General features: G+C 64.7%; 20 protein-coding genes. 11 read left to right on the forward strand and 9 right to left on the reverse strand.

Annotation, left to right across the window (positions count from 1 at the left end):
• Positions 1-224: acyl-CoA dehydrogenase family protein (locus tag IC66_RS0115485; RefSeq protein ID WP_038948233.1), on the reverse strand; the 224-nt coding region annotated here is incomplete at its 3' end.
• Positions 225-349: 125 nt separating this feature from the next.
• Between IC66_RS0115485 and IC66_RS0115490 the strand changes: the two genes are divergently transcribed.
• Complete coding sequence (locus tag IC66_RS0115490) at positions 350-1270, forward strand: LysR substrate-binding domain-containing protein (RefSeq protein ID WP_028140398.1); 921 nt, start codon at positions 350-352, stop codon at positions 1268-1270.
• Between the two features lie 299 nt (positions 1271-1569).
• On the opposite strand, the gene IC66_RS0115495 is transcribed toward IC66_RS0115490, so the two are convergent.
• Both IC66_RS0115495 and IC66_RS0115500 read right to left on the reverse strand, forming a co-directional pair.
• A complete protein-coding gene (locus IC66_RS0115495) occupies positions 1570-2844 on the reverse strand; it encodes a cytochrome P450 (RefSeq protein WP_028140397.1) in 1275 nt (424 codons plus the stop codon).
• Positions 2845-3024: 180 nt separating this feature from the next.
• Positions 3025-4290, reverse strand: coding sequence for a cytochrome P450 (locus IC66_RS0115500; protein ID WP_038948236.1), 1266 nt, complete (start codon positions 4288-4290; stop codon positions 3025-3027).
• 410 nt (positions 4291-4700) lie between these two features.
• Here IC66_RS0115500 and IC66_RS0115505 point away from each other — a divergent pair, with 410 nt between their 5' ends.
• Positions 4701-5846 carry a YjgN family protein gene (locus IC66_RS0115505; RefSeq protein WP_038948237.1) on the forward strand — a complete coding sequence of 382 codons (1146 nt, stop codon included), beginning with the start codon at positions 4701-4703 and terminating at the stop codon, positions 5844-5846.
• Positions 5847-5849: 3 nt separating this feature from the next.
• Entirely contained in the window at positions 5850-6962 is a 1113-nt protein-coding gene (locus IC66_RS0115510; protein WP_038948238.1) for a M48 family metallopeptidase, read from the forward strand.
• Positions 6963-6969: 7 nt separating this feature from the next.
• On the opposite strand, the gene upp is transcribed toward IC66_RS0115510, so the two are convergent.
• From upp to IC66_RS0115525, 3 genes are read right to left on the reverse strand one after another with little or no spacing between them, the layout of a single operon-like run.
• Positions 6970-7599 carry a uracil phosphoribosyltransferase gene (gene upp / locus IC66_RS0115515; protein WP_018317218.1) on the reverse strand — a complete coding sequence of 210 codons (630 nt, stop codon included), beginning with the start codon at positions 7597-7599 and terminating at the stop codon, positions 6970-6972.
• Between the two features lie 51 nt (positions 7600-7650).
• Complete coding sequence (locus tag IC66_RS0115520) at positions 7651-8889, reverse strand: URC4/urg3 family protein (protein WP_038948239.1); 1239 nt, start codon at positions 8887-8889, stop codon at positions 7651-7653.
• Between the two features lie 7 nt (positions 8890-8896).
• Positions 8897-10153, reverse strand: a complete 1257-nt coding sequence (locus IC66_RS0115525) for a GTP cyclohydrolase II (RefSeq protein ID WP_038948240.1) — start codon at positions 10151-10153, stop codon at positions 8897-8899.
• Positions 10154-10481: 328 nt separating this feature from the next.
• Here IC66_RS0115525 and IC66_RS0115530 point away from each other — a divergent pair, with 328 nt between their 5' ends.
• Complete coding sequence (locus IC66_RS0115530; protein WP_038948241.1) at positions 10482-11606, forward strand: threonine synthase; 1125 nt, start codon at positions 10482-10484, stop codon at positions 11604-11606.
• Between the two features lie 107 nt (positions 11607-11713).
• Positions 11714-12520, forward strand: a complete 807-nt coding sequence (locus IC66_RS0115535) for a class I SAM-dependent methyltransferase (RefSeq protein WP_038948242.1) — start codon at positions 11714-11716, stop codon at positions 12518-12520.
• Positions 12521-12601: 81 nt separating this feature from the next.
• Here IC66_RS0115535 and IC66_RS0115540 read toward each other — a convergent pair whose 3' ends face one another.
• The gene (locus tag IC66_RS0115540) at positions 12602-13417 is read right to left on the reverse strand and encodes a DUF2927 domain-containing protein (protein ID WP_038948243.1); all 816 of its coding nucleotides are present in this window, start codon (positions 13415-13417) and stop codon (positions 12602-12604) included.
• A gap of 215 nt (positions 13418-13632) precedes the next feature.
• On the reverse strand, positions 13633-14211 hold the full coding sequence (locus tag IC66_RS0115545; RefSeq protein WP_038948245.1) for a L,D-transpeptidase: 579 nt from the start codon (positions 14209-14211) through the stop codon (positions 13633-13635).
• A gap of 361 nt (positions 14212-14572) precedes the next feature.
• On the opposite strand from IC66_RS0115545, the gene IC66_RS0115550 reads away from it, so the two are divergent.
• On the forward strand, positions 14573-16120 hold the full coding sequence (locus IC66_RS0115550) for an acetolactate synthase large subunit (RefSeq protein WP_038948246.1): 1548 nt from the start codon (positions 14573-14575) through the stop codon (positions 16118-16120).
• A 192-nt stretch (positions 16121-16312) separates the two neighbouring features.
• On the forward strand, positions 16313-16843 hold the full coding sequence (locus IC66_RS0115555; protein ID WP_028140386.1) for a hypothetical protein: 531 nt from the start codon (positions 16313-16315) through the stop codon (positions 16841-16843).
• 68 nt (positions 16844-16911) lie between these two features.
• Here IC66_RS0115555 and IC66_RS0115560 read toward each other — a convergent pair whose 3' ends face one another.
• Positions 16912-17145 (reverse strand): DUF3551 domain-containing protein, encoded by a 234-nt coding sequence (locus tag IC66_RS0115560; protein ID WP_038948247.1) that lies wholly within the window; start codon positions 17143-17145, stop codon positions 16912-16914.
• Between the two features lie 258 nt (positions 17146-17403).
• Between IC66_RS0115560 and IC66_RS0115565 the strand changes: the two genes are divergently transcribed.
• From IC66_RS0115565 to IC66_RS0115580, 4 genes are all read left to right on the forward strand, one after another.
• A complete protein-coding gene (locus IC66_RS0115565; protein WP_038948248.1) occupies positions 17404-17739 on the forward strand; it encodes a hypothetical protein in 336 nt (111 codons plus the stop codon).
• Between the two features lie 145 nt (positions 17740-17884).
• Positions 17885-18370, forward strand: coding sequence for a hypothetical protein (locus IC66_RS0115570; RefSeq protein WP_038948249.1), 486 nt, complete (start codon positions 17885-17887; stop codon positions 18368-18370).
• 101 nt (positions 18371-18471) lie between these two features.
• Positions 18472-18954, forward strand: a complete 483-nt coding sequence (gene greA / locus IC66_RS0115575; RefSeq protein WP_038948250.1) for a transcription elongation factor GreA — start codon at positions 18472-18474, stop codon at positions 18952-18954.
• A 130-nt stretch (positions 18955-19084) separates the two neighbouring features.
• Complete coding sequence (locus IC66_RS0115580) at positions 19085-19762, forward strand: membrane protein (protein ID WP_038948251.1); 678 nt, start codon at positions 19085-19087, stop codon at positions 19760-19762.
• Positions 19763-21274 lie beyond the last annotated feature (1512 nt).

Here is a 21274-nt window from a genome sequence, read left to right on the forward strand (position 1 = left end):
TCGAGGATCGCGGCCGCCGCGGACAGCTTCAGCCCCGCACCGCCATATTCCTCGGGGATCAGCACCGAGAGATAGCCGGCCGCTGTCAGCGCGTCGACGAACGCCTTGGGATAGGCCATCTCGCGATCGAGCTTGCGCCAATATTCGCCGGGGAACTGGGCGCAGAGCTTTGCGACGGCTTCACGGATGTCGGCGTAATCTTCGGTGTGGTGTTCTTCACTCATGGCGTTTCCAGTTCTTAGCGGCAGTTAAGATAACGCCGGCCGATCCTCAGGCGTTGTGAAAACAACGCCAACCCCCTATGCTCATTTGTTATAACGTATGGAGTAGCCTTCCAGGATTGGCAAGCATGGATTTCCGGCAGCTCAGGACCTTCAGTTGCGTGGCGGAGCTCGGCAGTCTGAGCAAGGCCTCCGACACGCTGCGCGTGGCGCAGCCGGCGCTTTCCAGGCAAATCAAGCTGCTGGAACACGAGCTGCGCACGGAGCTTTTCACGCGCAACGGCCGCGGCATGGTGCTCACAGAGGCCGGGCGCCTGCTGCTGGCGCGCACCTCGGGCATCGTGCGTCAGATCGACCAGATCCGCGACGATATCCAGTCGTCCCAGGGGCCGCCGTCCGGCCAGGTCGTGCTTGGCCTGGTTCCAACCGTGAGCTGCGTGCTGTCGGCGCGCTTTGCGCGGCGCTGCGTCGAAAAATTTCCCGGCATTTCGCTGCGCATCGTCGAGAGCTACAGCGGCCATCTGGTCGAATGGCTGCATCGCGGCGAGATGGATCTCGCCATCCTCTATGGCCGCTCGGCCGATCTGCATCTCAACGTGGAGAGCCTGGGGCGCGACAACATCGTCGCGGTCGGCCCGCGCGGCTGCGGCCTCGCGCGCAAGAAGAGCGTCGACATCGGCTGGCTGCTGCGGCAACGGCTGGTGCTGCCCTCTCACTCGCACGGCCTCCGTGCGCTGATCGAGCACGCGGCCGCCCAGCGCAAGATCAAGCTCGACGTCCAGCTCGAGGCGGATTCGTTCCGCGTGCTGACCAGCCTGGTCGAGGAGGGGCTCGGCTTTGCACTGCTGCCGCCGTCGTCGGTCCACGGCGAGGTCGCGGACGGGCGGCTGGAAACCGCTGTCGTCTCCAAGCCGATGACGCGCGAGCTCATTTTCGCTTCTCCGATCGACCGCCCGGTCTCGACGGCCTCGCTCGCCGTCACGGCGCTTCTGCGCGAGGAAGTCGCCGCCTGCCGCAAGGAAGGCGTGTGGGATATCAAATTGAGTTAGATGCGGCTCGTGTCGTAGAACAGCCGCGCGCCGCCCGGCCATCGCATCTGGCGCGAGCTGTCATGCCGAAATTTTATAGCTGGGCTGGAACGCCAACATACCGCTCTCGTGCCCCGGACGCAGCGCAGCACGCCCGGCGATGCGAAGCATCGTCCGGTGTGTGATGCGCTGCAGAGCCGGGGCCCATGTTGCAGCGAGGCCGTTGCTTGCTGGGTCCCGGCTCTGCGCCGCACCGCTACGCGCTGCGTCCGGGACATGAGCGAAGAAGACGCTTCGCTCGCAATGACGGAGGTTAGAGCCTACCCCGGAATCCTCACCGGCAACGTCTCGTACCCCTTGATGAAGCTCGAATAGATCCGCTTGGGCTCGCCGACCACCTCGATGCGGTCGAAGCGCTTCAGCATCTCTTCCCAGACGATGCGCAGCTGCAGCTCGGCGAGGCGCATGCCGACGCAGCGGTGGATACCGAAGCCGAAGGAGAGGTGGGTGCGCGGGCGCGGACGGTCGATGATGAAGTCGTTCGGCTTGTCGAACATCTCCTCGTCGCGGTTGCCGGAGACGTACCACATCACCACGCGGTCGCCCTTCCTGATGTGCTTGCCGCCGATCTCGGTGTCTTGCAAGGCGGTGCGGCGCATATGCGCCAGCGGCGTCTGCCAGCGGATCACCTCGGGCACCATGGAGTCGATCAGCTCCGGATTGGCGCGCAGCTTGTCGTATTGCTCCGGGTTCTCGCTCAGCGCCAGCACCGAGCCGGTCATGGTGTTGCGCGTGGTGTCGTTGCCCCCGACGATGAGCAGGATGATGTTGCCCATGAGGTTGTCGGGGTCCATGTGGCGCGTGGCATCGTTGTGCGCCATCAGCGACAGCAGATCGTTGCGCGGTGCGGAGTTGACGCGCTCGTTCCACAGCTTTGACATGTAGGCGTAGCACTCGTCCATCTCGCGGCGGCGCTCTTCGGCGGAGGCGACGATGCCGCTCTTGGGCAGCGCGGTCGAAACGTCCGACCAGCGCGTCAGCTTGCGCCGCTCCTCCCAGGGGAAGTCGAACAGGGTCGCGAGCATCTGCGTCGTCAGCTCGATCGAGACGCGCTCGACGAAGTTGAAGGTCTCGTTGCGCGGCAGATTGTCGAGCACGGTCTGCGAGCGCTGCCGGATCAGCTTTGCCAGCTCGTCCAGATGTGTCGGCGTGAACATCGGCGACACCGTCTTGCGCTGCGACGAATGCCTGGGCTGGTCCATCGCGATGAAGCTCGGATAGTCGTAGCCTTCCGGCACGTCGCGGATCGAGATGCCGCCGAGCGTGGAGTCCGAGGAAAAGATGCCGTGATTGGTGTCGACATGCATGATGTCGTTGTATTTCACCACCGACCAGTACGGCTCGATCGGCGCGTTGGTGCAGTAATGCACCGGCTCTTCCTTGCGCAGACGCTCGAACCACGGCCACAGCGTGTCGTCCTGGAACAGCCTGGGCGCGCCGGGGTGGAATTGCGCCAACGGCGTCGCATAGGCCTCCTCGCGGGCCCTGCGCATGCGTTCGGCCTTGTCCACTTTAACCGGCGCTTGGATGTTCATCGTCGTGGCTCCAGTTGGCTCTTCCTTCACCTCGCCCCGCTTGCGGGGAGAGGTCGGATCGCATCGTTAGATGCGATCCGGGTGAGGGGGACTCTCTGCGATTCGGCTGTCGCCGTCTTCGGGGAGAGAGCCCCTCACCCCCTCCCTCTCCCCGTAAGAACGGAGGGAGGGTTTTTCGTCTCACGCCGCAATCTTCACCGGCAGTTCTTCCAGACCCTTCACGAAACTCGAATAGACCCGCTTGGGTTCGCCGACCACGTCGATATGATCGAACCGCTTCAGGATCTCCTCCCAGATGATCTTGAGCTGGAGTTCGGCAAGCCTGAGGCCGACGCAGCGGTGGATGCCGAAGCCGAACGACAGATGCGTGCGCGGGCGGGCGCGGTCAATGATGAATTCGTAGGGCTTCTCGATCGCCTCCTCGTCGCGGTTGCCCGAGACGTACCACATCACGACCTTGTCACCTTTCTTGATCTCTTTGCCCCGGAACCCGAAGTCGGCGAGCGCCGTGCGCCGCATATGCGCCAGCGGCGTCTGCCAGCGGATCACTTCGGGCACGAAGCTGTCGAGCAGAGCGGGATTTTCGCGCAGCTTGCGATACTGCTCGGGATGCTGGCTCAGCGCGTGGAGCGAGCCCGACATGGTGTTGCGCGTGGTGTCGTTGCCGCCGACGATCAAAAGCACGAGATTGCCGAGGAAGTTCTTGGCGTCCATGTCGCGGGTCGCGGCGCCATGCGCCATCATCGAGAGCAGGTCGCTCTTCGGCGGCTGCGCGATGCGCTCCTTCCACAGCCGCGCGAAATAGCCGGCGCATTCGGTCAGCTCGGCCTGCCGCTCGTCCTCGGTGGCGACGAGTCCGTCAGGCCCGGGAATGGTGGTGGCGATGTCGGACCAGCGCGTCAGCTTGCGGCGGTCCTCCCAGGGAAAGTCGAACAGCACCGCCAGCATCTGCGTCGTCAGCTCGATCGAGACCCGGTCGACCCAGTCGAACACCTCGCCGCGGGGCAGATCGTCCAGGCACTCGGCCGAGCGCTTGCGGATGTTGAGGGCGAGATTGTCCAGATGCGTCGGCGTGAACATCGGCGCCACGGTCTTGCGCTGCGCCGCATGGCGCGGCGGGTCCATCGAGATGAAGCTCTCGCGGCGCAGGTCCGGATCGATGTCGCGGATGGTGATGCCGCCGAGGGAGGAGGCCGAGGAGAACACCGAATGGTTGGTCTCGATCTCCATGATGTCGTTGTAGCGCGTCACCGACCAGTACGGGCCGAACATCGAGTCCTTGCAGTAGTGCACGGGATCTTCGCGGCGCAGCCGATCGAAATACGGCCAGAACGTATCGGTCCTGAACAATTCCGGATCGCCCGGATCGAATTGCTCCAGCGGCAGTGTCGTGGCGCGCTCGCGAAGGGCGTCGAGCTTGGCCGCGCTCTCGATGGTCCCATGCATGACCGTTCTCCCTGGCATGTACCGCGCGTTCTCGTTGAATTCTGCGCTGCGGTATTTGATGTGCAATTACAGCCGGTTATCTGCGCCGGAGCAAGGGAGAGTTTTGTCACATCCAACCTTTGCGAGAGGGTGGATGTGAAGCCCGAATGGAGCCACCGGGTCGGCGCAAAGCGCCGCCCGATGACAGGCTCCGCGTCATCCGGGGCCGGCGTCGCTTGGGGCACGATCACGGATTACGCTGACGGGATCTCGATCAGCGTGACCCTCCGCACACCGTTTGTCGTGAAAACGTGCCAGAAACCGACTGGAATCAAGGTAAATCGAACCCCGCCATCTTGGGGGCCGACCAACCTCTGATCTATAGTTTGACCCGATCAAGACCGCATCCCGAGGTTGCCGCCGTGAACGACATGCAATGGACCCCCATCGGCTCCGAGCCCTTACCGCCGCCGCTGCCGCCCACGCGGGTCGATTTCAGCGGTGACCGCTCCGAGTTCCGCAAAATGGTCACCAAGGGTGCCATGCTGGAGCTGGTCACCTTCGGCTTCTACCGGTTCTGGCTCGTCACCGACATCCGTCGTCATCTGTGGGCGAACACCGCGATCGACGGCGATGCCGCCGAATATACCGGCCGCGCCAAGGAGCTGCTGGTCGGCTTCCTGTTCGCGCTCGCGATCCTGGTGCCGATCTACCTCGCCTACTTCCTGATCGGCATCGAGTTCGAGCGCTGGCAGGGGTTTGCCTCGACGCCGCTGTTCATCGGCTTCTACGCCTTCGGCCAGTTCGCGATTTTTCGCGCGCGACGTTACCGGTTGACGCGCACCGTTTGGCGCGGCGTCCGCTTCTGGATGGACGGCTCGGGCTGGGCCTATTCGTTCCGCGCCATGGCGTGGGGCTTGCTCGTGTTCCTGACGCTCGGCCTGGCGCTGCCCTGGCGCGAGGCCGCGCTCGAACGCTACAAGATGCAGCACACCCATTACGGCGATCTCCGCGGCGATTTTGAGGGCAACGGCTGGACCTTCTTCAAGCGCGGTTGGTGGCTGTGGCTGCTCAGCCCGATCGCGCTGGTGATCTTCCCGCTTGCGCCGTTCTTCTATGCGGAATTCAAGGCGCGCGAGTGGCGCTGGTGGCTCGACGGCATCCGCATCGGCGGCGTCAGCCTGTCCTCGGACCTGCCGCACGATGCCTTCTACGGCCTGTACTGGAAGGTGATCGGCTGGTGGACGCTGCTCTCGATGGTGTTCTCCGCCTATCTCGGCGGCAGCGCCTTAGCGGTCGTCCAGCTGAGCGGCGTTCCGGCCGATCAGGTGTTCGGCTCCGACAATGCCGCCAGGAGCATCCCGATGGTGGTGATGATGGTGATCGGCTATCTCGCGCTGGCGCTTGCGATCAACATCGTCATGCGGGTCTATCTTCAGCGTGATCTCTGGGCCAAGGTGCTGGAGACCGTCAAGGTGCACGACATCGGAGCGGCGTCGGATGTGCAGGGGCGCGGCGTACTTGCCAGCGCGCTCGGCGAAGGTTTTGCCGACGGGCTCGATGTCGCGGGATTCTGAGCTGTGACTGACGTATTTGCCGAGGCGCCGGCGCAGGCCGCCAAGCCGACCATCTTCTTCGACGGCACGTCGAGCCGCCGGCGGCAGGTGACGCTGACGTTCGCCGATGCGCTCGAGATCCTTGAGGAGGGCGGAACGCCGGTTCGCTGGTCCTATGCCGACATTCGCCGCGCCGACAGTCCGCCCGGGATTTTGCGTCTGGCTTGCACCACGGCGCCGCCGCTGGCGCGGCTCGAGATCCGCGACGCTGTACTCGCGGCAGACGTGACCGTCCGCTGCACCCATCTCGACGAGCACCGGACCTCGCGCCGCGGCGTCGCAAAAATCGTCGGCTGGTCGGTGGCTGCCACCGTCTCCATCGTCTGCGTCGTGCTGTTCGGCGTGCCGCTCGCCGCCGACCGTCTCGCGCCGCTGGTGCCGAAACCGATCGAGCGGCGCATCGGTGACGCCTCCGAAGTCCAGGTGAAGACCATCTTCGGCCGCAGCGTGTGCGAAGACCCCGCGGGCAAGGCCGCGTTCACAAAGCTGGTCAACCGCCTGCGCGATGCCGCCGGCCTCGACGACGATTCCATGACGGCCGGCGTGCTGCCGACCGCGGTGCCGAACGCGTTCGCGCTGCCCGGCGGCAAGGTCTACGTGCTGAGGGGCCTGCTCGACAAGGCACAGAACCCCGACGAGCTCGCCGGCATCCTCGCCCACGAGCTCGGCCATCTCAAGCATTACGACAACATGCGCGGCCTGATCTACAACGGCGGCACCTCATTCCTGATCGGCCTGTTGTTCGGCGACGTTACCGGCTCATCCGCCGTGATCTTTGCCTCGCGCACCGTCGTCGAAGCCTCCTATTCGCGCGAGGCCGAGACCGCCGCCGATACGTTCGCGATCGAGATCATGCACAAGCTCGGCCGTTCGCCGAAGCCCGCGGCCGAGCTGATGTTCCGCATCACCGGCAAGGAGGGCGGCTCCACGCTCACGTCGATCCTCGCCAGCCACCCGCTGACCGAGGACCGCCTCGCCCGCATGACCAGGGAAGATCGCCCGGCCAGCGGCCCGCCGCTGCTGACGGACAAGGAATGGCAGTCACTGAAGGGGATTTGCGGCAGCGGGAAGGTGTGAACTTCTCTTACCGCGTCCCGTAAGCGCGGTCGCCGGCGTCGCCGAGGCCCGGCAGGATGAACCCGTTCTCGTCGAGGCCCTCGTCCACCGCCGCGGTCCAGATCGGCACGTCCGGATGCAAGCCGCGCAGCCGTTCGAGGCCTTCCGGGGCGGCGATCAGGCAGGCGAGGCGGATGTCCCTGGCGCCGCGCTCCTTCAGGCGGTCGATGGCAGCGACAGCCGTGTTGGCGGTGGCGACCACCGGGGTCACCACGATCGCGAGGCGCTCGCCGAGGTCGGACGGCGATTTGAAGAAATACTCGACCGCCGCAAAGCTGTGCGGCTCGCGGTAGAGTCCGATATGGGCGACGCGCGCGGTCGGCACCAAATCCATCATGCCGTCGACGAAGGTGGTGCCGGCGCGCAGCATCGGCACGAACACCAGCTTCTTGCCGGCGATCTTGGCCGAGTGCATCGTCGCCAGCGGCGTCTCGATGACGGTGTCAGCAAGCGGCAGGTCGCGCGTCACCTCGTAGCACAAGAGCATGCCGATCTCCTTGATCAGCTCGCGGAACGACTTTGTTGAAATCGATTTGTCCCGCACCAGCGTCAGCTTGTGCTGCACCAGCGGGTGATCGACGATCGTGACGCCTTCCATGATGGGATGCTCCTGAAATTCATCAAGTGAATGTGTGAGCGGCAGCGAGGATTAGAAAACCGTGCCGTCGCTGATGACCTTGAGCGGGGGGGAGCCATCGGGACGGCGCGCAAACGCAATGGCGCGGCCGGCGGCCCAGGTGCCGCCTTCCAAGATGCTGGCGAGCGGCAGCGATTCCGGCGAGCGAGCGAGCTTGGTGCGGATGCGCTCCGCAAGCCGATCGAGCAGCGCGACGGTGAGCGCGCGCCATTCCACGACGAGCAGCGAATCCACCGCATGTGCGCGCTCGGCATCGGCGGCATCGCGCAGGCGCAGCACCTCGTGATCGACGAACAGGCCGCCGTTGCGGTATTCGGCAAGCCCGGTCAGGCCGTCGATGTCGGTGACCTCGAAGCCTGCGCGCTGCAGCGGCTCGATCAGCGAATAGCTCAGCCATTGCGACAGCTTGTGAAGGGGCACGAGGCCCTCCGTTGAGTCGTTCGCCTTGATCGCCGGGTGGCGCCAGCAATCGCCAAGCGGAATCCCAGCAAGCTCCAGCCGCGATGGCCAGATCGGCCCGAGCTCGTTCAGCACGGCGGTCAGGATGGCGGGCGCGGCAATGGTGCCGCTCACAGCGCGAGCTGCGATATGATCGAACAGCCCGCCCGGCCGCGGCGCATCGTGCCGTGCAAAAATCTCCGGGTAGTTCGCAACATGCTCGCCCAGGCGCCGCAGCAGATCCGCACGCCCTTCGAGGCCGAGCAGAGGGTTGGCATCGCTGACCTGAAACGCTGAGGTGAGGAAGGCGAGGGGCAGCTGTGCGAGCACATCCGCATCAGCCCTGAACGGCGCACGCGCATCGCCGGAAAAGAGCCCGCTCGCGAACATGTCGAGGCTCGCAATCGCAAGGCCCTCGGAGCGGCCGATGGCTTCGCCCGTCACCGCGTCGCGATAGCGCCACGCAGCGCCGGCGCCGGCATCGAGCAGGACGGAGACGATCGCGAGGTCGAACTCGGCCCGCGCCCGCGCCGCGCGATCCGGCCATAATGCAGCGTCGGCAAGCCGCGCCCAGCGGTCGACGCCGCCGAGCACGAAGTGACGCCAGCGCGCGTGGAAGGGCACGTCCAGCGTCGGATAGGCTTTTCGGGTGACCGCGATCACGGCGTCGGCAACGCCGTCCATGCGGTCGAGATCGATCGTGAAGTGGCTCAAGCCGCCGGCAAGGCCGATCTCAAGCATCTCGCCGGCACGCGCGCGAACCGCTGCTGCGCTGAGCAGCGAGCGGGCTTCTCGTTCCAAAGAGTCCGACATCGCGCGATCAGTATTTTTCCAGCGAGCGCCCGACCACGCCGTCCACGTCCTTCTCGGGCGCGATGTCGGTCGAGTAATAGCCGGCGGCCTTCTTCGCGGCGATCTCGACATGGGCATCGGCCGGAATCAGCTCCAGCGGGATCGGCACGCGCTCGACGATATCGATGCCTTGGGAGGTCAGCGCGTCGTGCTTCATGTCGCTCATCGACAGGAAGCGGTCGATGCGCTTCAGGCCCAGCCAGTGGATCGTGTCCGGCATCAGCTGCTGGAAGCGCGCGTCCTGCACGCCGGCGACGCATTCGGTGCGCTCGAAATAGGCGGCGGCCGCGTCGCCATCCTCCTGGCGCTTGCGCGCGTTGTAGACCAGGAATTTGGTGACCTCGCCGAGCGCGCGACCTTCCTTGCGGTTGTAGACGACGAGCCCGAGCCCGCCTTCCTGCGCGCCGCGTGCGGATTCCTCGATGCCGTGGATGAGATAGGGCCGGCAGGTGCAGATGTCGGAGCCGAACACATCGGACCCGTTGCACTCGTCATGCACGCGGCAGGTGATCTTGGTGCGATGGTCCGGCAGTTTCGTCACATCGCCGAACATGTAGACCGTGGTACCGCCGATCGGCGGCAGGAACACCTTCGTGTCCGGCCGCGTGACGAGCTCGGGGAACATGCCGGCGGTCTGCTCGAACAGCGTGCGCCGCAGCTCGGTCTCGCCGGTGCCGAAGCGCGCCGCAAGGCCGGGCAGGTGCCAGACCGGATCGATCGCGATCTTCACCACGGAGACGCTGCCATTGGCATGCACGACCTCGCCGTCGGCACGTAAGCGTTTTGCAGCCAGCGCCTCACGGATCTCCGGCAGGTCGAGCCGCGCCCGCGTCACGGCGATGCTCGGGCGGATGTCGGAGCCTTCTGCGATCTCCTTGCCGAAATTCTCCGCGACCAGATGCCCCCAGGGATCGAGCGCGACGATCTTGGCGGGATCGCGCCATTGCTCGAACGGACCGATGGTTGCCGCCGGAAAGGTGTTGGTGAGGTCGGGCCTCCGAATCGGATCGAGCGCGCCGGCGGACACTGCGAGCGCGCGGTACATCGCATAGGACCCGCCATGGCTGCCGATCACGTTGCGATCCCCGGCGCGCGAGACCGTGCCGATGATCGGTCCGCGGGCGCGCGCGTCAGGGGCGCCCCAGTGGATCGGGAAGGCGGACTTCCGGCCCGGCTCCGGATGGGAGGTCAGGCGGATGTGATCGGTACGGTTCGCGCGGCTCATGACCAAACTCCCAAAAAGCCAACGGCCCGCCGCTCGGACGGGCCTGGCTCGGTCGCGTTGCCGACGCGGAACATCGGCGACGCAAGCTCAATCCAACATATTGTAGCGGCAAGACGCGACAGACAAGTTAATCGTGCTGCGCGCCCCGGAAGGATCATTCCCGCGCCCGTCCGGATCGGCGGTCGACGCCGAAATGCTCCCTATATCTATGTAATCGTTTGAATTTTTGAAAGGGGCGGGCGGCGCCTCGGCCTCCAAACGCGTGACTGGATAAAGCCCGTATATTCAGACATATCGACTGGATCGGCTGCCCGCCCCGGAGACCCCCATGCCCGCCAGCTACATCGACCCCCGCAACGCAAAGCTCTACCCGCTCGACCAGCCGCGCTGGTGCTCGGACGAGCGCACGCCGCTACTGGTGAGGCCGGGGGCGGGGATCACGCGCGAGGACATCGATGGCCGCACGCGCTCGCTCTGGCGCTACCGGGCGGCGCTGCCAGTCGAGATCAAGGCTCCGATCACGCTCGGCGAGGGCTGCACGCCGCTGGTGCAGCAGGACTGGGGCGATTTGCGGCCGTTGTTCAAGCTCGAATGGTTCAACCCGACCGGCAGCTTCAAGGATCGCGGCTCCGCCGTGATGCTGTCGTTCCTGCGCCAGATCGGCGTCGACGCAATTCTCGAAGATTCTTCCGGCAATGGCGGCTCGTCGATGGCCGGGCTCGGTGCCGCCGGCGGCATGCGCGTGAAGATTTTGGCGCCGGCCTCGACGTCGCCGGCCAAGATCGCGCAGGTGCGCGCCTACGGTGCCGCGGTGCAGCTCGTCGAGGGCCCGCGCGAGGAATCGGAGGCCGAGGCGATCCGCCAGTCGAGCCAGACCTTCTATGCCAGCCACAATTGGCAGCCGTTCTTCCTCGAAGGCACCAAATCGCTCGCCTATGAGATCTGGGAAGATCTCGGTTTCCGCGCGCCCGACAACGTCATCGTTCCCGTCGGCGCCGGCAGCTCTCTGCTCGGTTGCGCCTTCGGCTTCCGCGAGCTGTTGAAGGCCGGCCAGATCGCGAAGCTACCGCGGCTGTTCGCGGCGCAGCCGCTCAATTGCTCGCCGATCGATGCGAGCTTTCAGGCCGGCGTCGATACGCCAGTCGCGCGCGAGGTCAACAAGACCATCGCCGAAGGCACCGCCATCAAGCACCCGCTGCGCCTGCGCGAGATCGTCGCAGCTCTGCGCGAGAGCGGCGGCGCCACCGTCGCGCTCACCGAGGACGAGATCGTCGCCGCCCTGCGGCGCCTCGCGCGCCAAGGCCTGTTCGCCGAGCCGACCAGCGCAAGTGCTGCCGCCGCGCTGGAAAAACTATCTGCCATCGGCGCCATCAAGGCGAACGAGACCACGGTTGCCGTCCTCACCGGCACCGGCCTGAAGGCCGCGACCACGGTTGCCGATTTCGTGCAATAGGGCCGCGACGATGAAAGACCGTGCCGTCGCCGTCATGAGGCCGCGTTGAACCTTCGGTGACCTTCGCCAGCCTCATGAAGATCGACCTCGAGCAAAGGGAGAGTTCCATGACTGCGCAGGACCCGTTTGCAGCTTTCAAGGCAGTCCAGAAGGAAGCCTGGTCGCTGTTCACGCCGATGGAAGTTTTCACGACACCGACCGCCGCCAGGCTCGTCGGTTTTGCCGGCGTTGCCGCCGGCCAAAGGCTGCTCGACGTCGGCTGCGGCACCGGCGTGGTCGCGATCACGGCGGCGCGCCGCGGTGCGAAGGTCAGGGGTCTCGATCTGTCGCCGGTCCTGATCGAACGCGCCCGCGAGCATGCGCAACTGATGAACCTCGATGTCGACTTCAAGGACGGCGACGCCGAAAGCCTGCCCTATGGCGACAACGAGTTCGACGTGGTGCTCAGCCAGTTCGGCCACATGTTCGCGCCGCGTCCGGACGTCGCGATCGGCGAGATGCTGCGCGTGCTGAAGCCCGGCGGCACCATCGCCTTCTCCACCTGGCCGCCGCATCTGTATGTCGGGCGGATGTTCGCGCTGATCGGCCGCCATCTGCCGCCGCCCGAGGGCGTGGCATCGCCGGTGTTGTGGGGCGATCCGAAGATCGTCGCGGAGCGTCTCGCGGGGAAAACGAAGGATCTCTCCTTCGAGATGGACATGATGACGCCGTCCGCCCTCAGCCCGCAGCATTTCCGCCGCACCATGGAAGCGACGATCGGGCCTTTGATCAAGCTCGTCGCCCAGTACAAGGACGAACCGGACAAGCTCAAGAGCTTCCGAGCCGAGTTCGAGGCGCTGATCTCGGAATATTTCGACGCCGGCCACAATGTGATGCGCCAGCAGTTCCTGATGTCGAAGGCAAGGAAGGTGTGAGGCGCGTTTGACCGTGAGATTCTGCCTCATGTGAGAGCCCGCCAAAGCAGGCGTCTCGAACCATGGGGAGGGTCGCGCGGCTCACTCCTTCAGATCATTCACCTGCCTGACCCAGGTGCGCACGTCGGCGAGCACGGCGGGCAGCACCGCCTTGACCTCGGCCACGGTCATGCCGGGCTTGATGCGGGGGTCGTACAGCAGATTGAGGATGTACTGGTCGTAGACGTCGAAATAGCCCATCGAGACGTTGTCGTTGAACATGGTCCACGGCACGCTCGCGGTGTCGTTGATGGGCCCGAGCGATTGCAGCAGCTCCTCATAGGCGCAGTCGAGGAAGACGAAATCGCCGTTGTCGACGGTGAGGATGACGTCGGAATGCTCGATCTCGAAATTGTCGTTCTTGCGGAAGCCGGACAGGCATTGCGGGTCGAGCGAGGTGCGGATCTCGCGCGCCTTCTCGGCGCCGTAGAAGCTGGAGATGGTGCGGAAGAGGTCGCGGTCGCGCACCAGCTTCACCCGCACATTGGCCGCTTCGGCGGTCGCGATCATGGCGATGTCGAGGTGCTGCACGCGATGGGCGATGTCGGCCACGACCTTGGCGAGCTGCGTCTTGCGGTCGGCGCGGTCGCTCTCGGCGTACACGCGCACCGGCCCGTCGAATTTGCGGATGCGGTCGACGCGGCCGGCGAGATGATATTCGGCGCCGAACGCCGTCTTCAGGAAGCCCTCGACGATCTCTCCGTCGGTGAAATTCTTCTTCTCGGAGCGCTGGCGCGAGGAGATCGCGGGTAATTCGCCCGCGGCGGCCGTGGTAGCGGTATCAGGAAGCAAGGTGAGCGCGCCGAGCGCCAGCAGGGCGATGCGAAGGGCAGCCGAGGACGGATTGAGTGCGCTCATCGTCGTGCGACGCTGCCGTATTCACGTCGCGCGCACAAGGCCGCAGATTCACGCGGCCTGCGGGTTCCCGGCGTTGTCTGTAACAAGAGAGTTACAGTGTCGTAGGGTGGACAAAGGCGCGAAAGCGCCGTGCCCACCATCTCAAACCCGTGGGCACGCCGGCAGACCGCGCGTTCGCGCGATCCTCCGGCTTTGCCCACCCTACGAGAGTTGCGTCAGTTGTTCAGCACCACCACCGTGGTACCGACCGAGACGCGGCCGTAGAGATCGCTGACGTCGTCATTGGTCATGCGGAAGCAGCCCGAGGAGACCGCCTGGCCGATCGTCTCCGGCTCGTTGGAGCCGTGGATGCGGTAGAGCGTCGAGCCCAGATACATTGCGCGCGCGCCGAGCGGATTCTCGACGCCGCCCTTCATGTGGCACGGCAGGTCCGGGCGGCGCGCCAGCATCTGCGACGGCGGCGTCCAGTCCGGCCATTCCTTCTTGGCGGTGATCCTGTGCACCCCGCCCCAGCGGAAGCCGTCGCGGCCGACGCCGATGCCGTAGCGCAGCGCCTGGCCGTTCTGCAGTACCAGATACAGCCGCCGCTCGCTGGTGTTCACCACGATCGTGCCGGGGGCGTAATTGCCGTTATACATGACGGTGGTGCGGGGGATCGGATTGGCGCCGGAACGGAAGAAGTTCGGGCCGCCGCCCATGATGTCGCGCGAGTCGAACTCTTCGGCGAACGCGCCGCCCGCCATGGCCGACAGCAGTGCGACGGCGGCAATCGGCGCGGCAAAAAACCGGATCATTGTTTCCCCCAGCAAAAAATCGATTCAGCACAGGCCACAGGCCATATTTGCGGGCTTTTCGCAAGCCACGGCCCCGTGAGGGACATCATCCAGCACGGGCGTTATCAAATCGGCAACCATGCCATTTGCCGAAAAGCACCAGAGCGTTTTCAAGCGAAGTGGATACCGGTTCGCATCAAGAAAACGCGTCAAAACATGAGGCTAATACCCCGTTCCGAGTCTATCGGAACGGGCTATTAGCCAAGCCGGCGCATCGTCGCGCGGGGCAGGGCCGCGATGCCGCCTATTGCTTTGACGGGACGAGCGAACAATGATTGATCGAACGGGTCTTTGGATATTGCCGGTTGCGGGAGCAGAACGAATGAACGGTGCGGAAAGCCTGGTGCGGACGATGGTCAAGGGTGGGGTGGATGTCTGCTTCACCAACCCAGGCACCTCCGAGATGCATTTTGTCGCAGCTCTCGACCGCGTGCCCGGCATGCGCTGCGTGCTCGGCCTGTTCGAGGGCGTCGTGACCGGTGCAGCGGACGGCTATTTCCGCATGAAGGGCACGCCGGCCTCGACGCTGCTGCATCTCGGCCCCGGCCTCGCCAACGGCCTTGCCAATCTGCACAACGCCAAGAAGGCCAATTCCGGCATCGTCAACATCGTCGGCCAGCATGCGGTCTACCACATCGGCTTCAACGCGCCGCTGACCTCCGACATCGAGGGCCTGGCCCGGCCGATGTCGTCCTGGGTCCGCACCTCGCCCGATGCCAAATCGGTCGCCGCCGACGGCGCCGCGGCGATTGCCGCCGCCAAGAGCGCCCCGCCGCAGATCGCGACCCTGATCCTGCCCGCCGACACCGCCTGGAACGAGGCCGACGGCGTTGCCGAGGTTCCAGCCGAGCAGCAGCGCGCGAGCTATTCGCCGCAGGCGGTCGAGCAGGCCGCAAAAATCCTGCATGGCGACGGCGAGGGTACGCTGCTGCTGATGACCGGCAGCGCCCTGAGCGAGCAGGGCCTGGCGCTGGCCGAGCGCATCGCCGCCAAGACCGGCTGCACCGTGATGGGCCCGACCTTCCGCCCCAAGATGGCGCGCGGCCGCGGCCGCTACTCGATCGACCGCATCCATTACGTGATCGAGAACGCGCTGCCGATGCTGGCCAAGTTCCGTCACATCGTGCTGGTCGAGTCCGACGACCCCGTTGCGTTCTTCGCCTATCCGAACAAGCCGAGCATGCTCAAGCCCGAGGGCTGCGAGGTGCATCGCATGACTGCGTGGGGCGAGAATTCGGTCGCAGCGCTCGAAGCGCTCGCCGGCGCCGTCAAGGCCAGCGCCAAGGACGTCAAGCCGCAGGCAGTGCAGGAGCTGATCAAGCCGACCGGCGCGCTGACCCATGCCTCGATCGCGCAGTCGATTGCGTACGCGATCCCCGAGAATGCGATCCTGGTCGACGAGTCTCTCACCACCGGCCGCGCCTTCTTCCCGCCGACGGCCGCCGCCGCGCCGCACGACTGGCTCCAGAACATGGGCGGCTCGATCGGCTTCTCGACGCCGCTCTCGATCGGCGCCGCGATCGCATGCCCCGACCGCAAGGTGATCTGCATGGTCGGTGACGGCAGCGCGATGTACACGATCCAGTCGCTGTGGACCCAGGCGCGCGAGAACCTCAATATCGTCACCATCGTGTTCGCCAACCGCATCTACCAGATCCTGCGCGGCGAGTTCGACAATGTCGGTGCCGGCGAGCCCGGCCAGCGCGCCAACGACATGCTCCGCCTCGACCGCCCGACGCTGGATTTCGTCGCGCTGGCCAAGGGCATGGGCGTGCCCGGCCGCGCCGTCACCAATGCCGACGAGTTCAACAAGGCGCTGGCCGAAGCCGTGGCCGAGCCGGGGCCGCGGCTGATCGAAGTCCAGATGTAGGGGGTTGATTGAACAAGCTCTCTCCCCACGTCGTCCCGGCGAACGCCGGGACCCATAACCCCAGGGAGAGGTTTGGCGAAGACTCGGAGTTCGGTACGTGCGCCGTGTACACTCGATAGACCTCGCGGTATGGGTCCCGGCGTTCGCCGGGACGACACCGAACCAGGTGCGCGAGATGGGCCCGGAGGCACGATGCAGACCGAGCTGAACAAGGTGATCGCGGCACTGCGGGACTTCTACGCCCACGAGGGCTTCCTGTTCGAGAAGGACATCGGCGAGCGCGCGGTCACCCACCGCTTCGCCGTGCATCTGGAGAAGCAGTTCGCCGGCTGGTCGGTCGACTGCAATTACGATCGGCTCGGCGAGCGCACGCTGCATCTGCCGCACGGCACCATCATCTCGACCGACGACCATCTCGGCAAGTCGATCTACCCCGATGTCGTCGTGCATCAGCGCGAGATCCCGAACAATCTGCTCACGGTGGAGATCCGCAAGGCGAGCAATCACACCCCGCTTGAGCACGACCAGCACAAGCTGCGGGCGCTGACCGACGTGCATGTCTGGTTTCCCTACTGGATCGGCGTGCTGCTCGTGCTGGACAAGCATCATGTGACGATGTCGGAGGTGTATGTCAGCGCCGCAATCGATCAGCCGCTCTCGCTCTGGTTCGCGACGCGGCTCGAGGAAAGCGGATTGGGAGCCAGCGCGCAGAGGCCGGGCTAATCACTTCCGGCACAACAGGTGCTCTCCCTCTCCCGCTTGCGGGAGAGGGAGTCTCACCACCTGCGTCATCAGTAATGATACGGCTGCGAATAGGCGTAGCGCGGGTTGATGCCGCAATAGGCCGACGTTCCGGAGGCCGTGGCGGCACATTGCTGGTAGCTCGCGAACTGGCAGTTGCCGGGATAGCCCCAGCTGCGGCCCTGCAGGCAGTATCTGTCGCTTCCGGCCTGGGCCGGGGCCGCCGACAACGATGCGGCGATCAGCGTTGCGAACGATGCAAGCGTGAGGATGGTGCGACGCATTTCGATCTCCTTCAATGGTAGGTGGAACGACCGAGCCTTGGCGTTCCCGTGGCCTGTCTGACGCGGGGTCATGCTGTGTTGGTGTCCGCGACGCCGGATGCGTTCGAAGCGAGGTACATCGTGACGCAGCCAGCGGCTTGCACTGTGATCTCCGCCACAGTTCGCGCACGGGTTCCGACCTATCCTCGGCGAACTTGCACGCCTCGATCCCGTGGGACTAGGCTTGCCTCATACGGATCAAGGCATTTGGAGGTTCTGATGCAGAAATCATATTTGCTGGCTGCAGTGGCAGCGCTGGCGCTCATGACGCAAACGCCGCATGCCCTGGCCCAAAGCACGCCGGCTGCCGGCGGAACCGCGGCGCCTGCGGCGACAACCACTGCGCCGGCCACGACGGCGGCGCCGAGCGCAACCACCGACACGTCCAGCCAGCCGACCGACTCCAAGAAGAGCGCGTCGAAGAAGCCGGCGAAGAAGAAGATGACACGGCAGCAGGAAATCGACCACTCCGTCGACAGCGGCACCGTGCCCGCGCGCTATCGCAGCTCGGTGCCCAAGCAGTACCAGCAATATATCCCGTTCGATAAGCAGTGACGGATCGCACGGCGGCGCGACGTGATCAGCCGTCGCGCCGCCGGTGCCTGCCCAGATGGGCGCTGGCCGGGCGGCTGCCGACCTCATATCCCCGGTGGCGGTCTGCGAGCGCAGTGCTAGAGTAGGCCGAAGCCTGGGGGGAGTGATGAGTGACGACGTGAAGGATGCTGGCCTTGTGGCCATGATCAGCAGCATCCTTGGAGGCAACAAGCGCGCAGACAGTGTTGCACCGCCGCCGCTCACCGAGGGGCCGCCGACCGTGCCGTCGAACGGAGCGGACGCGGTCGCGACGCCCGTCCCTGAGGCGACGTCGACCGGGCAGGAGGATGCGGCCGCCACCGCGCCGGCCACCGTGGAACCGGTCGAGCCGCCTGCGAAAATCGTCACGACGCGGGATGGCAAGCAGCTGTTGCCGGCAGAAGCGATCGCCGATCTCGTGCTCGGCGAGCTGCGCAAGCTGGAGAATTTCCCGGCGACCGGCGCCTCGGTCACGGTCTATGGCTACCGGCACTGGAACGCCATGATTACCTTCGCCCCGTTCTCGACCAATTTCCAGAACGCGACGCGGTTCCGCCAGGCCATGCCGGACCTCGTCTTCAAGCTCCGTCGTTTCGTCGAACTTGAGATATAGTCCAGGGCAATCGTCAGCGGCGCCTCTGCGCGATTGCCCTCGGTGAATCGCAGCATGATGGTGCGCGCCGTTACCCGAAACAGTTCGACAGGATCTTTGAATTGAGCGTCGCCTTTACCAAGGAAGAAAGCGCCGAAACCGCGTCCGAGACGCTGTTGCCGGATCGCCCGATCTCGCCGCATCCCAACCTCGTGACGGAAGCAGGGCTGCAGGTGTTGCAGACGCAGCTTCAGCAGGCCCGCGAGGCCTATGAGGCCGCGCAGGCCATCGAGGACGTCAACGAAAAGCGCCGGCAGTCGGCGGTGCCGTTGCGCGACGCCCGCTATCTGACCGAACGGCTGCGCACGGCGCAGCTCATTCCCGATCCGACCTCGACCGAAACGGTCGCCTTCGGCAGCACCGTGACCTTCAGCCGCACCGACGGCCGCGTGCAGACCTACCGCATCGTCGGCGAGGACGAAGCCGACCCGAAGGCGGGGACGATCTCGTTCGTCGCGCCGGTCGCGCGGTCGCTGATGGGGAAGGCGGTGGGTGACGTCGTAGGGACGGGCGCGCAGGAGATCGAGATTTTGTCGATTGCGTAGCAGCGTGCAGGGCGAGGCGAGGATTGCAGGAGCAATCCCATTCGCCTAATGCATGAGCCATGCGTCTTTGTTGTCCTGTCCTGATATCGATGATCCCCGCCGTGTCCGCGAAACAAAGCCCGATGGTTGGATGAGACGGTTTCTGTCGGGAGCATTGCCGTTTTACGCGCTGGCTGCATTGGCCATGTGCATGTATCTCGTCCTGTACAGGGCAAACCTTTTCGATCTGAACGCCATCGTCCAGGGTGCGACCGGTTCGTCGTGGTTTCTGGTGTTCATGTTCGTCTGCGTGCTCCTGGAGTCGGTCTTCCCGTATTTCGGCTATTTTCCCGGAACCGCCCTCATCCTGATGTCCGTGGCGCTCAATCCAAAGTCGGCGGATGCTTCCGTCTTTGTGGTGGCGTGGCTCGCTATCATCCTGGGCGCCGTCTTGAGTTACGGACAGGCTCGTTTCTTCAGGCCGTTCCTGCAGCGGGTGGCCTCGAAGGCGGCCCTGCGCCGATGTGAGTCCCTGTTCGACGCCTATGGCGCTTACGCCCGCATCGCCTTGTTCGTTCATCCCAACGCCTGCGCGATGTATTTCACGGCGCTCGGACTTCTCGGCCGCAGCCTGACGCGAGAGCTCGCCTATCTCTGTGTGGGTGCAGCGGCCGCCGTGGGCATTCTGTTCGTCATCGTGACCAGGTTGGTATCGTCCGTCGGCCCTGCTGATGACGGCGAATTGCAGGTGCTGTTGGCGGCAGCGCTGGCCGCCATGGGGACGCTTGTTGGCCTCTACGCGGCCTGGCGGCCGGAGCGGGTCGCCTGAAGCCTGCTCCGTCTTACACCTCCGGCAGCTCAACGCCCGTCAACTTGTGTGCATGGGGTTGTTTTCGACATTTTGAGGCAGCTCGAAGGACCGCTGGCGGGCGCCGTGATCGCCTGCGATCGACAGCTTCAGGGCGACGGCGCTGATCTAGCCACACCTAAATAATGCGCCTCTACCCGCCAAGCTTAGTGCAATACGCGAGCGGCTTCTGCTAGCCGGACTTTCTCTCTGAGGCCCTCGAGATCCTGTATCGCCTTAAGCAATCTCACCAAATCGGAAGCTATGTGTGCCAGAGTAGGCTTTTGCGGCTTTGAGGTTCGAGATTTCTGTTTCATCGCGAAACGGCTCCCTGCCAGGACCGGTAAAGATAGGCCGGGATTGGCAAGGACCGTGCCAGGGAAGCGCAACCGGCATTTCAGGTCAGGGAGCGCGCAGGAGGCAAGCGAAAGGGTTATCTGGCCGGTGCCGCTTTCCATCCATACGACTGGCGTGCGATCTGGCCAGTGATGTCGGTGTCCTTTTCGTCAGAGAGGCGCCAGGCCGCCACCCCGAAGCAGACGGTTAAAACCACGGCTGTTGTCAGCAGCAGCATCGATAGAAACTGGCTCACACCTACACCCCCGAATACGGCGCATGCGCCAGCGACCATGGAACGTCGATTCGGAAAATGCAGATGCGTTGACCTATTAGCAGGTATCCCCAAGCCACGCACAATGCGCAATTATCCTTGGTCGCAATTGTTATTCGTTCAAGCCGTTGAGATTGAATCAGGTTCTGATCGACCAGCGAAGTGCCGATCCATGGTTCGGAAAATAGCCGCTCAAGAACGCACGCTCAAACCCGCCCGCGGCCTGGGGGCGAAAGTGCAGCTGGGAGCATTTGGTGCTGGCGCGAACCGCGTTGAGATCGTTGCGGACTTCGCATCCCGCGTTGCCGAAAGAGCGGCCGAAACAAACGATGAAGATCCGATCGTTGCTAGCGCTACGAGCACTACCCCGAAAATTAGGCTGCGCATTTAATCCTCCCTCACTCCATCTCAGCATCGGACGGCGTTGTTTCAGCGCCGCTTCGTCTGGCCGCCAAAACGGTTTCGTGCACGCGACCGTGAAGTGTGGATTGCTGTTTTGCCTGGCCCAAAGGCTCTCTAAGCCGAAGCAGAGCCCAGCCGGCCTCAGCCGCCCAGACTGCTTCAAGAACGCGCGCGGCCACGGCTGCTCTTTGAGGACAATTCGATGAGCACTATTGCCTTCCCGCATCAGGAAGGGACAAACCCATGAGGTGGACCGATAGCGCTTACAAGTCCGATGACTATGGGGACGAGCCCCGATAGGACAGGTGAGCTGAATGAATGGTCGGAAATGCAGCGGCCCCGGCACCCGTTCGCTGAGGCCGCTTTTATTTGCTCGGTAAGCGGAACGACTTTCCCAATTCCGAGTCGAATCCAAGCTTCCGACAAGTCCCCAAATCAAAAGCCCCCGTCGGGAGCAAACCTTCCCCAAGGTTGGCGATCTC

The sequence above is a fragment of the Bradyrhizobium genomosp. III genome (assembly GCF_000261705.1).
GTDB classification, from domain to species: domain Bacteria; phylum Pseudomonadota; class Alphaproteobacteria; order Rhizobiales; family Xanthobacteraceae; genus Bradyrhizobium; species Bradyrhizobium ottawaense.